We start from the raw sequence: 12,493 nt of genomic DNA, 5'->3' as shown, positions 1-12,493 counted from the left end.
GTGAGGCCCACCTCCCGGACTGTGCGTGGAAGGGTCCGCCAGGGGGCGCGGCACGACATGCGCGCAGGGTGGCGCTTCGAGAGAATGGCCGAATAGCGACGGTCCGGTGAGGGTCTGGCCAACGGTCCGACTATGGCCGGATATCGGCGCTGTTTCCGGGCGGCGCCGGCCCCTCCCCCTCCGCGGGGGCGGGCCGGGGCGGCGCGGAGACCGGACGGCCCCGTCTCCGCAACTCCCGGAACCCGCAATTCCGTTGCTGTCGTCGCGGTGAAGACCGCGCCGGGCGTTTGCCAGGGGCGCATGCTCTTCCGGTGTGCGCCGCCCGTACACCCTCTCCTGCGGCATTGTCGTGGCAGCATGTCCCGCAGCGGCGTTTCGCTCGTCAAGTGCGCCGTTTGTCCACAGCCTGTGGAGGCGGCGATGCGTTGGTTGGTGGGATGGAGCAGTATCGCCGCGAGCTTCGGCACCGTCGGCGCCGTCGGAAACGGCGGAGAGGGGCGCACGGTTCACCCCGTGGGCTCCCAACTCCTGTGGGGAGACCCGGATCCGCTCTGGGCGGTCGGCGACTGGCGGCCCGACGAGATCCGCGTCATCGGCGTCGCGACCCCCGAAGGGGCGCCCACCGCCCGCCTCGCGGTCCTCGGCTGCTGCGGCGCCACCGACGAGCAGCTGCGCGTCGGGCTGCTCGCCGCACGCGGCGGCGCGATGCGCCATCTCACCGCCTGGCCCGGCAGTTACACCGCCGTCGTGCAGATCGGCCGCCGCGTCACCGTCGCGGGCGACCTGGCGGGGGCCCGGCCCGTCTTCCACACCCCCTGGGCCAACGGCACCGCCTTCGCCACCGCCGCCCTGCCGCTCGCCGATCTCATCGAGGCCCAGCTCGACATCGGGCACCTCGCCGCCCTGCTCGCCTGCCCGGAGACCCCCGAGGCCCTCGGCGACGGCACGCCCTACGTGGGCGTGAAGCGGGTCCCGCCGGGCCACGCGCTCATCCTGCGGGAGGGCTCGCGGGAGATCACCGGATACGAGGCCGTCGCCTCGCTCGCCGTCGCCGCCCCCCAGGCCGACCCGGTGCACGCCGTGGAGGGCGTACGGGACGCGCTCGTCGAAGCCGTACGCGCCCGGCTCACGGCCCCGCGCCACGCGCCGGAATCCCAGCCGCCGGACCCGGGGCCCGTCCCCGGCATGGGCCCCGCCGACCGGCGCGCGGCCCGGGGCGGACCCGTGGCGGGCATCGGCGCCGACCTCTCCGGAGGCAGCGCCTCCGCCACCCTCGCCCTGCTCGCCTCCGGACTGCCCGGGCTCCCCGGCACCCTCCTCGGCCACGGCACCGGCGCGGGGGAGCGGCTGCTCGCCGTCACCTTCAACGACCTCACCACCCGTGGCGACGAGGACGAGCTGGAGCGGGCCCGCGCCATCGCCGCCAACCCGCGCCTGCACCACGTGGTCGTCGCGGCGGGCGAAGAGGCCCTGCCGTACGCCTCGTTGGAGGTCGGCGCGCTCACCGACGAACCGGCCCCCTCGCTCGTCCTCGCCGAACGCCACCGCCGCCGGCTCTCCGCGGGCAGCGCCGACCACCTCGTCGGACACGGGGCCCGACAGGTTTTGGACGCCCACCCGGCCCGCCTCGCCGACCTCCTGATGGACCGGCGCAGACGCCATCTGCTGCGCCCCGTCGCCGCCCTCACCAAGGCCGAAGGCCCCACGGCACACTCCCTGTTCGTCCCGCTGACCGTCTACCGCGCCGCCCGCCGCCTGGCCCGTACGTCGTACCGCACCGGCCTGGAGTCCGCCGCCGGGCTCCTCCCCGACGCCAACCGTTACGCCCCCGACCTCGCCACCCCCGCCGACGCCTCGCTCGCCGCCCTCGCCTGGTCGCGCCCGGGGCCGGCGGCGCGCTGGCTGACCGGGGAGGCGCTGGCCGAAGTATCGGTTCGTCTCCAGGAGGCGGCGATCCGGCCCGCCTCCGTGCAGCGCCCCGGTGAGGCCCGGGCCCGCGCCGCCCTCGCCCGGGGGGCCGCCGACCACCGGATCCTGGAACAGGCCGCGGAGATCCGCAGCCAGCGGCTGCACGCCCCGTTCCTCGACAACCAGGTCGTGCGGGCGGCCCGCGCCCTGCCCGAGTCGCTGCGTGTCCAGCCCGGCGCCCGGGCCGCGATCCTGCGCCGGGTGCTCGGCGGGGCGGGCATCCACGATCTGCCGCCGGGCTGGGGCACGCCCTCCCAGGCCACCTCCACCGCCGTCACCCGCACCGGCCTGCGCATCGCGTTGCCGGAGCTGATGGCCCTCTTCGACGCTCCGCTGCTGGCCGACGCGGGCCTGGTCGAGGCCAGGGTGGTCCGCAAGGCCCTGCGGGCCGCCTCCGAGGGCGAGCCGCTGCCCCTGGACGGCCTGGCTGACCTGGCCTCCACCGAACTGTGGCTGCGCCGTCTGGTGACCCGACGCGGCACCTGCTGGACGGGCGCCGCCGCTCCGCGCCAGCGCGCGGTCGCGGGCGGAGTGGCCCCCGCCCGGCGCACGCTCCAGCCCTGACCGGAACAGGCTCCAGTCCTGGCCGAAAAGCGATTGCTGGGAAGCGGCACCGGGAGGCGACGCCCGACAGCGACGCCGGGAAGCCCGGCCGGGGCGTGCGTACGGCTCAGGCGCAGCTGATCCGGGACTCCGCCCAGTCGGCCAGAGCCACCCCACCGAACGGCGTCTCCGGCTCCACCACGAGGCGGATCGAGGACTGGCCGGCGATGCTCACGCTCACCGGAACGGCCGGATCGCCGCCCTCCAGCACCGGGGAGCGCCACAGCCGGGCCCCGTCCCCGCCGAACACGGAGAAGCGCACCGCGCCGAGCCCCATGGTCAGGTCGTCCACGCCGACCATGGCCTCGTAGCGCGTGCAGGGCCGGTTCAGCTGGATGGTCACCGAGGAGCGGGCGTGCACGGTCACGCCGTGCGCGTAACGGGTGGAGGCGATGGACACGTTCGAACGCTGCCAGATCCAACTGCTCTGCCCCATCACGACCTCCGGCTCGCTCCGGTCGCCGAACACGGAGTACGCCAGCTCGCTGACCTGGTACACCTCCGGGGCGGGCGGGGGCGGCGTGGGGTTCGGCGGCTTCGGCGTCGGCTTCGGGGACGGGGACGGGGGCGGAGGAGGAGGCGGGCTCGGCACCGGGGGCGCGGGCTTCGGCGGCGGCTCGGGGGAGGGCGTGGGGCTCGGCGTCGGCTTCGGGGCCGGCTGGGGCGGGGCCGGGGGCGCGGGCGGCGCGGGGGCAGCCGGAGGCTTCGGCTTCGGCTTCGGGGACGGCGGGGGAGGCGGCGTGGGCACGGCGGGTGCCACGACCGGCGGCTTCGCGACCGGCTTGGGCTCCGGCTTCGGCCGGCCGTCGCCGACGAGCGCCCACACCAGACCGGCCGCTGCGGCCACCGCCACGGCGGCGGCGATCCCCGCCTTGGCGGGTGCGCCGAGCCCCTCGGAGGCCGCGGCGCCCCCGGCGGCCCCACCGGCGGAACCGGACCCGGTGGCCGCCGCGGCGGCTCCCGCTCCGGCGGCCCCGGCAGCGCCGCCGGCCACGATGCCCGCGGCCTTGAGCGCATACCCGGCGGCGAACCATCCGATGACCGCGACGGGCAGCAGCGCCGGAATCCCGGCGTTCACGTGGTCCAGCTCACCCGCGGCCACCCGGCACTTGGCGCAGGTGTCGAGGTGCTTGCGCAGTCCGCGCTCGGCCCGGGTCCGCAGGCCGCCCCGGGCGTGGGCGCCCAGCCGGTCGGCGTACTGCGCGCACTCCCCGCCGGTGGTGAGCGCCTGGCTGACGTGGGCCTGGAGGTAGGCCTGCTTGAGCCCTTCGCGGGCCCGGCTCGCCAGGACGGCGGTGGCGTTGGCGGTGAGGCCGAACAGCGGGGCGATCTCGCTCGGCGACTCCTCCTCCACGGTGGTGTGCCACAGGACCGCCTGCCAGCGCTCCGGGAGGCTCCGGAACGCCTGCATGGCCATCGTCTGCTCGGCCTCGTGCATCGCGAGGACGTCGGCGCCGAGGTCGAGGGTGTCGTCGTCGGAGAACTCGGAGGAACGGGACGCCTGGGCGGCGAACACCGCGAAGTCGTCGACCAGATGCTCACGCTTCGCGCTCTTCGTCCAGGCGGCGGCGACATGGCGGACGGCGGTCATCAGATAGGCCCGGACCGCTTCCGTCGGGCCTTTTCCGCCCCGTACGGCCTGGAGCGTACGGGCGAACACCTCGGCCGTCAGGTCGTCGGCGGTGTGCGCGTCCCGGCAGCAGCTGCGGGCGTAGCGCAGGACGGCGGCCGCGTGCCGCCGGAACAGCTCCTCGTAGGCCTGGTCGTCGCCGCCGCGCATGTCCTCGATCAACCGGGCGTCGGACAGCCCGACTTCGGGGGCCCCACTGCGGCCCGCACGCTGTTGCGGAACCGCGTGGGCGCCGGCCGCGCCGGAGACATCCTCCTCGGCGACGGCGGGCCACGGTCCGGGCAGTACGGTGCCGCCCTCGACCGCCTCGTCCGACGAGCCGCGCACGGACTGGGCCGGCAGCTGGCCGACGGACAGCCCGTCCGCTTTCGTGTCCCTTTCGGCCGCTGCGATCTCACCGAGCGGCTCTTCCTGCTGCTCGTTACCGCTCATCGCGGAAGCCCCCGTATACACCCTCGGACTCGAATACCGGCCAAGACTGCCACATGGCTCAATCGCGCTGGCCTCTCAGCCCCGCCAACCACTCATCCGGGGCGTCTTCTCGCACGCGAGTACTAGAGGCCCTGCTTTCGGGGAATGATGCTCCGCTGATCCGTCCCCCCAACCCGCTCAGCGGCCACCCCCACCGGCCGCGCGCCCGCCCTCATCAGCCGCGCGCCCGCCCGCGCCGCCCGCGCGCCCGCCCTCACCAGCCGCGCGCCCGCCCGCGCCCGTCCGCCTCGCCCGGCATGCGGGCGGAGCGGACGGAACAGTCGAGCGGGACGACCGCTACTCGGAACGACCGTCGCTCGGGACGACCGATGCGGAACGCGTGGGGCTGCGGGCGCGCGGGCGGGCGGACCGTCACGCCGGGCGCGACCTCAGACCCTCCAGCAGGATGTCCAGCAACCGGGCCGAAGCCGCGGCCTGCTGAGCGGCGTCCGGCAGTGAAGGAGCCGCCGTCGCGATGACCAGCAGCACATCGGCCACCGTCACGTCCCGGCGCAGCTCACCGGATTCCCGCGCCCGGTCGACCAGCCGCCCCACGACCTCCAGCAGCTCGACCGCGCCGGTGTCCTCACCGAGCCCGTCGAACCCGCCGGCGCCCCCGGAGCGCCCGCCGACGACGACGCGGGACTCGTCCTGGCCCACTCCCTGCCGCTGCTGCGGAACGCGGGTCTCGTCCACCGCGCCCGGAGCCGACGTCGCCCCGGAAGCCGCCGGCACGCCCGGCTCCTCCCCGTCGACGCCGACCCGCAGCACGTGCGGCGGCAGCAGCCTGCCCGCGCCCGACGCCACGGACGTACGCAGAAAGCGGGAGAGCGCCGACCAGGGCTTCTCCTCCTGCCCCAGCGCCGTACGCGCCTGCTCGGTCAGCCGGGAGGTCTCCTCCTCGGCTATCCGGCGCACCAGCACGTCCTTGCTCGGGAACCGCCGGTAGACGGTGCCCACGCCGACGCGCGCGCGACGCGCCACGTCCTCCATCGGAGCGCCGTAACCCAGCTCCCCGAACACCTCGCGAGCCGCCCGCAGCACATGCTCCAGATTCCGCTGCGCGTCGACGCGCAGCGGAGCCGAGCGCGGCGTGCCCCCGGTCCCCGCGGCTCCGACCGTCGCCGTTCCCGACGTCGTCGCCCCGCTCGGGGCGTGTCCCGCGGCGGTCGAACCCATCGCCGCGGCACTCACCGCCGCCGCGGAACGAACGGCGTCCGCCGAGCTCATGACGCCGAGCGCGCCCACGGAGCCGAGGCGTCCTTGGTCCTCGGACGCGCGAGAGAGCGCAGTCTGGCCATGCTTATCCTGAATATGCATAACTTCCCCCGGTTATGACGTCTCCCCCCGGAGACTTCCCGCCGTTTTCGGTCGGGGAGCGGAGCACAACGAAATCCGCACCCGACACCCCGACGGGTTACGAACATAGTTGAGCCTGCGTCAATTCAGAAGGGGGTAGTTCCGCATGGAGCGCCCCCCGATCGGACCAAGATCCGATCCACACCGGAACATCGCCCCTCCACTCACCCCGTGCGCCCTGCCTGACCTGCGCGGCTGTCGCCCCTCACCGACCTCGCGCCCCCAGTGCCGTCGAGGAACCTCCGGTCACACAATTTGCCGGGCCTGTGGACAAACCACTGACTCCGTTGCGTCATGGGGTGGTGATGGCTCCAGATTCCCCGGGGACGACCCCCGGCACCCGGCCAGGTGTGCGCATTCTCGTCGTCGGCGGTGGCTACGTCGGGATGTACACAGCGCTGCGTCTCCAACGGAAGTTGAAGCAGAGACTGAGGAGCGGCGAGGCCGAGATCGTGGTCGTCACGCCCGAGCCGTACATGACGTACCAGCCCTTCCTCCCCGAAGCGGCCGCCGGCTCGATCTCGCCGCGCCACGTGGTCGTGCCGCTGCGCCGGGTCCTGAAGGACTGCACGATCGTCATCGGCGAGGCCCAGCGCGTCGACCACGCCAAACGGACCGCGACCGTCACCACCCTCGCCACCGGTGAGGACGGCACCGGAGCGCTGGAGATCGCGTACGACGAGATCGTCATCGCCCCCGGGTCCGTCTCGCGCACCCTGCCCGTCCCCGGCCTGGCCGCATTCGGCATCGGTTTCAAGACCGTCGAGGAGGCCATCGGGCTGCGCAACCACGTCATCGAGCAGATGGACATCGCCTCCGCGACCCGGGACCCCGCGATCCGCGACGCCGCTCTCACCTTCGTCTTCGTCGGCGGCGGCTACGCGGGCGTGGAGGCGCTGGCCGAACTGGAGGACATGGCCCGCTACACGGCGCGGTACTACCACAACATCAAGCCGGCCGACCTGAGATGGATCCTGGTCGAGGCCTCGGGGCGGATCCTCCCCGAGGTCGGCGAGACCATGGGCACGTACGCGATCGGGGAGCTGCGCGGCCGGAACATCGACGTACGCCTCGAAACCCGCCTCGACAGCTGCGAGGACCGCGTCGCCGTCCTCAGCGACGGCTCCCGCTTCCCCACCCGCACCCTCGTGTGGACCGCGGGGGTCAAACCGGCCCCGCTGCTGGCCGCCACCGACCTGCCCCTCACCGAACGCGGCCGGCTCCGCTGCACCGCCACCCTCGGCGTCGAGGACATGCCGCACGCCTGGGCAGCCGGCGACGCCGCGGCCGTACCCGACCTGACCGCGTCCGAACCGGGGCGCGAGACCGCCCCCAACGCCCAGCACGCGGTGCGCCAGGCGAAGGTCCTCGCCGACAACGTCCTCGCCTCGATCGACGGCCGGCCGCTCGAGGAGTACCGGCACGCGTATGTCGGATCGGTCGCCTCCCTCGGCCTCCACAAGGGCGTCGCCCACGTCTACGGCCGCAAGCTCAAGGGCTACCCCGCCTGGCTGATGCACCGTGCGTACCACCTCAGCCGGGTCCCGACGTTCAACCGGAAGGCGCGCGTCCTTGCCGAATGGACCCTGTCCGGGCTCTTCAAACGCGAGATCGTCTCCCTCGGTTCGCTGGAGCACCCCCGCGCCGAGTTCGAACTCGCGGCGGGCGGCGGCTCCGGCACCCCGGGGCTCCCGGGCCCCGGCCGCCGGAAGGGGCCCGGAGAACCGCCGGACGACCGCCGGGCGGACAACGACCCCCGGACGGACGACTGACGGACAGCTGACGGGCCAGCCGGCCGGACGGCCCCCGCGCTGCCCCGCCGGGGCAGCCGACGAAGGCTCCGGCCGCACCTCCGGCCGAGGCCGGCACCGGACTGATCGAGGGTCGGGACGGCGATGGGACGACGACTGTCAGTACGGTCGGTCACACTGGACGTGTGACCATAGGTGGGCCCACACCTGCACAGAGTGACCCGGTCGGCAGTGACCAACAGTGACCAGCAGCGACGCACCACCAGAACGACGAGGCCCGGCTGCGCCTGCCCGGGGGTACGGCCCCCGGTGCCCCCGAACACGGCAGAAGAAGCAGCCCGCCCGAGCGGACCAGACCGACACACGAGGCCAGAAATACCGTGAACTTCACGCGTTGGAGCGCCCGCCTTCCCGGAACGCAGCGCCGAGCCGCCGCACGGGACGACCGTAGTTCCGTGCCGGCGGCCCGAGCCGAGTACGCCCGGGCGGACGGCTCGCCCGCCCCGCCGGACGACGCCTCCCCGGCGCCTTCCGGCCCCGCCTCGACGGAGGCCCTCCCCGGGCCCGCCCTCGACGACCTCTCCGCCCGCGAGATCCTCGGCCGGCTCCCCGCCCCCGTCGCCCTGCTGCACGGCCCGGACCACCGCATCGCCTACGTCAACGACGCGTACGAGGCCGCGTTCGGCCCCCGCCCGTGCGGCGTTCCCGCGGCCGAGGCCATGCCCGAGCTCGCCCAGCTCAGCGTGGTTCCGCTGCTCGACCAGGTCCTGCGCAGCGGCACCGCCCGTACGGTCAAGTCCCGCAGGACCGCCGAGGGCGGTTCGTACACGGTGACCTGCACCCCCGTCGCCGCCTGGGGCAACGCGGAGGACGAGGGAGGCAGGGGAAGCAAGGCAGAGAAGGCAGACAAGGCAGAGAAGGGAGAGAAGGGGGAGAAGGGAGGCGACAAGCGCGACGGCCGGGCCGACGGCAAGGGAGCGGGCGGCGTCCTCGTGTACGCCGCCGACGTCACCGACCACGCCGAAGCCGCCGAACGCCTGCGCACCAGCGAGCGCCGCCACCGCGAAACGGCCGTCACCCTCCAGCGCTCCCTGCTCCCGCAGGAGCTGGAACAGCCCGACGACCTCCGTATCGCCGCCACCTACCAGCCCGGCGGAACCGACGCCGCAGTGGGCGGTGACTGGTACGACGTCATCACCCTCGGCGCGGGCCGCACCGCCCTGGTCATCGGCGACGTGATGGGCCGAGGGGTCAGGGCCGCAGCCGTGATGGGCCAGCTCCGCACCGCTGTCCGCGCGTACGCCCGGCTCGATCTCCCGCCGCACGAGGTGATCCAGCTGCTGGACGGCCTCGCCGCCGAGATCGACGCCAGCCAGATCGCGACCTGCGTCTACGCCGTTCACGATCCGAACGAGGGGCAGCTCGTCTACGCCTCCGCCGGACACCTCCCGATCCTCGTCCGCGACGAGAACGGCACCGTCCACCGCGCCGCCGACCCCACCGGCCCCCCGCTCGGCACCGGCGGCTGGGTCCACACCTCCGGCACCATCGCGCTGCCGCCCGGTTCCACCGCGGCCCTCTATACGGACGGCCTGGTCGAACGGCGCAGCGAGGACATCGACGAGGGCGTCGCCTCACTGGCCCGCGCCCTCTCCGGCGCCAAGGGATCACCGCAAGTGGTCTGCGACCGGCTGATCCGCTCCCTCGGCGTGACCGCCGAGCACGACGACGACGTGGCGGTCCTGGTGGTCCAGCACCCCTCCCGTACGGGAGCGAACGCGGAGCTGTTCCACAACGCCGCGCTCGATCTCCTCGGCGGCGTCGAGGCCGCCCCGCGCGCCCGCGCGTTCGCCACCGGGGTCCTGACCTCCTGGCGCTTCCCCGTCGAGCTCCGCGACCTGGGCGTCCTCGCCACCAGCGAACTGGTCGCGAACTCCCTCCAGCACGGCACCCCGCCGATGCGCCTGGGACTGCGCCGTACGGACCGCCGACTGATCATCGAGGTCACCGACGGCGACGACCACCTGCCGCGCCGCCGCCAGGCCGAACCTGCGGACGAGGCGGGGCGCGGCATCTCGATCATCGCCTCGATCGCCACCTCGTGGGGCAGTCGGCGAACGCCGGGCGGCGGCAAGGCGGTCTGGTGCGAGTTCGCCCTGCCGCGGTGAGCAGATCGCTCCTTCAGCGACCGGCGGGCGCGGACACCGGGGCGGAAACCGAGGGCGACCCGGACCCGGTGGTCCCGGCCCCGGTGGTCCCGGGCCCGGTGCCGGCGGATCCGGTGCCGGCGGATCCACTGGTCGCGGTCTCCGCACCGGCTCCGCCCTCGGGCAGTGACACCGCCACCACCCGCGACGGGACGCCTGCGAGCGACGGCTGGTCCTGTACGGGGGTGAGTCGGCGTCCCAGCCGCAGGGCGAGCCAGGTGATGCCCAGCGAGAACAGCACGAACGTCACGATGTACGGGCCGTGCAGCGACGCCCCCATGGGCCCGCCGACGGCCGGACCGACCGCGAGCGCGAGCTGCTTGCACAGGGCGAACGCAGAGTTGTACTGCCCGACCATCGACTCCGGCGCCAGATCGGCGACCAGCGGGGCGACGGTCGGCGAGAGCATCGCCTCACCCAGCCCGAACAGCGCGTACGTCGAGATGAACGCGGCCGTCGCCATGGTCTGGCTGCCGTGGCCCAGCCCCGCGTACCCCGCCACGATCCAGGCGAACGCCCAGATCAGGCCGACCGCGGCGATGACCCGGCTGCGCCGCCGCCGCTCCACCAGCCGCAGCACGACGAACTGCGCCACGACGATGACCGCGGTGTTGGCGGCCAGGGCGAAACCGAGGGTGGAGGGCTCGATCCCGGCGGCCTCCGTGCCGTACGCGGCCAGGCCGGACTCGAACTGCCCGTAGCAGGCGAAGAACAGGACGAACCCCAGCACACACAGCTGCACCATGGCCCGATGCGAGAGCAGCGCCCGCAGCCCGCCCTTCGCCGCGGACCCGTCCGCCGGACGGGCCCCGCCGAGCGAGGCCGGACGGGGCAGACGCACGGTCGTCACCACGACGCCGAGCACCACGAACATCACGGCCTCGATCAGGAACAGCATCGTGAAGCTCGCCGGACGGTCCACGTCCACCAGCTGCCCGCCGACGAGCCCGCCGAGGCCGAGACCCAGGTTCTGCAGGAAGAACTGCGTGGCGAAGGCCCGCGTACGGGTCGCGGCGCTGGAGCACCACACGAGCATCGTGGCGAGGGCCGGCTGCATGACGGCGGTGCCCGCGCCCAGGACAGCGGCGGACAGCACGGCCGCCGGAACACTGCTCGCGAACCCCAGGGCCACCGCGCCCACGGAGGCCAGAACGGAGGCCACCGCCAGCACGGGCAACGGGCCCCGCCGGTCGATGGCACGCCCGGTGAACGGCAGAACGGCCAGCGCTGCCATCGCGAAGGCTGCCAGGACGACTCCCGCCGTCCCGGCGCCCAGATCCCGCACCTGCGCCACGTAGACGTACAGATACGGGACGGTGAACCCGAGCCCGAACGCGCTCAGCGCGCTGCCCAGCTGGATCCGCCGCAGCGCTGCGCCCATCTCCCTGGTCACACTCACCTACCTCAAGAACTCGAAGGCCTCGATCGCGGAGCGTCGAGACCTGGCACGAAGAAATCAGACTCGAAGACTTTAGCACTAAACTTAGAAGGTGAAAACTACAGAGTGAAGGACTTCAGGCGATGGGGGCGTGCCATACTGCCCGCCATGTCTGAGAGCACCGAGGAGCCCGGCCCCAGCGAGCCGAGCCTCGACGAACAGATCGCCGCCTACCAGCGCGAGTTCCGCGACCTCGACCCGCAGGTCGAACAGGTCGTCTCCGCACTGGGCCGACTGAACCGCCGGATGAACGTCGCGTACGGGAGACAAGTCGCCGCGCTCGGCATCAGCAACGCCGAGTGGGAGGTCCTCAAGACCCTGGTCCTGGCAGGCGCTCCCTACCGTCTGGGCCCTGGCGAACTGGCGAAGCGCCTCGGCCTCACCCCGGCCGCCATGACGCATCGCATCGACCGGATGGCCGGCGAGGGCCTGGTCACCCGCGACCGCGACGAGAACAACCGGGTCCGCGTCATCGTCGAGCTGACCGACGAGGGCCGAACGAAGTGGCTCGAGGCGATGCGCATGGCGAGCGACTTCGAGGAAGACCTCCTCCAGGACCTCTCCGGCGATGAGCGCGGTGTCCTCGGCGAGCTGCTGGTCCGCCTGCTGCGCCGGGTGGAACACGCCCAGCCGGACGCCGGCGGCCGGCTCACCGACCTGGAGTGAACGGTCGGCACGGCGGCCAGGAGACGCCCTGCCGAGGCCACCGGGGGCGGGTTGACACACCCCTGGTGGATCCGTAAAGTTCTCCGAGTTGTCACGGAGCCGGACGGTTCCGAGGCAGCCGATCCCGCCGCGAACGCGGCAACCAAACTTCAGCACGATCTCCCACTCGGGATGATTTCGGCATGCCGGAATTCATGACGAAGGCCCGATTATGAGCCGCCGGGAGAATCCGCTAGAGTTTGAGCGTCGGAACGGCCCAACAGCCGGGAAGACAAACCCCGCTGACTGGGAATCAGGCCCGAAAGGATCTGATAGAGTCGGACTCGCCGGAAAGGGAGAACGCGAAAGCGGAGGACCTGGAAAGCGAGATGTGAGACCCGCTTCGACCGGGAATCGGACA

7 protein-coding genes are annotated in these 12,493 nt (G+C 73.4%); 4 read left to right on the top strand and 3 right to left on the bottom strand.

All coding sequences use genetic code 11. The features are described 5' to 3' along the window. The first annotated feature begins 420 nt into the window (after nucleotides 1-420). The gene (locus tag D581_RS0109995; RefSeq protein ID WP_106434373.1) at nucleotides 421-2,532 is read left to right on the top strand and encodes an asparagine synthase-related protein; all 2,112 of its coding nucleotides are present in this window, start codon (nucleotides 421-423) and stop codon (nucleotides 2,530-2,532) included. A gap of 106 nt (nucleotides 2,533-2,638) precedes the next feature. Here the strand turns inward: D581_RS0109995 and D581_RS0109990 are convergent, their stop codons facing one another. Both D581_RS0109990 and D581_RS0109985 read right to left on the bottom strand, forming a co-directional pair. Then, the gene (locus D581_RS0109990; protein WP_018957104.1) at nucleotides 2,639-4,633 is read right to left on the bottom strand and encodes a sigma-70 family RNA polymerase sigma factor; all 1,995 of its coding nucleotides are present in this window, start codon (nucleotides 4,631-4,633) and stop codon (nucleotides 2,639-2,641) included. Nucleotides 4,634-5,044: 411 nt separating this feature from the next. Beyond that, nucleotides 5,045-5,920, bottom strand: coding sequence for a TetR/AcrR family transcriptional regulator (locus D581_RS0109985; RefSeq protein WP_018957103.1), 876 nt, complete (start codon nucleotides 5,918-5,920; stop codon nucleotides 5,045-5,047). 497 nt (nucleotides 5,921-6,417) lie between these two features. Between D581_RS0109985 and D581_RS0109980 the strand changes: the two genes are divergently transcribed. Continuing rightward, nucleotides 6,418-7,803, top strand: coding sequence for an NAD(P)/FAD-dependent oxidoreductase (locus tag D581_RS0109980; RefSeq protein WP_032752658.1), 1,386 nt, complete (start codon nucleotides 6,418-6,420; stop codon nucleotides 7,801-7,803). A 359-nt stretch (nucleotides 7,804-8,162) separates the two neighbouring features. Beyond that, nucleotides 8,163-9,950 (top strand): ATP-binding SpoIIE family protein phosphatase, encoded by a 1,788-nt coding sequence (locus tag D581_RS0109975; protein WP_026290375.1) that lies wholly within the window; start codon nucleotides 8,163-8,165, stop codon nucleotides 9,948-9,950. A 13-nt stretch (nucleotides 9,951-9,963) separates the two neighbouring features. Here D581_RS0109975 and D581_RS01000000137065 read toward each other — a convergent pair whose 3' ends face one another. Then, on the bottom strand, nucleotides 9,964-11,370 hold the full coding sequence (locus D581_RS01000000137065; RefSeq protein ID WP_018957100.1) for an MFS transporter: 1,407 nt from the start codon (nucleotides 11,368-11,370) through the stop codon (nucleotides 9,964-9,966). A gap of 165 nt (nucleotides 11,371-11,535) precedes the next feature. Between D581_RS01000000137065 and D581_RS0109965 the strand changes: the two genes are divergently transcribed. After that, entirely contained in the window at nucleotides 11,536-12,093 is a 558-nt protein-coding gene (locus tag D581_RS0109965; protein ID WP_018957099.1) for a MarR family transcriptional regulator, read from the top strand. Nucleotides 12,094-12,493 lie beyond the last annotated feature (400 nt).

This window comes from Streptomyces sp. CNB091 (assembly GCF_000377965.1).
Note: the sequence above shows the minus strand (reverse complement) of the source record. Positions and strands in the feature narration are given on the sequence as shown.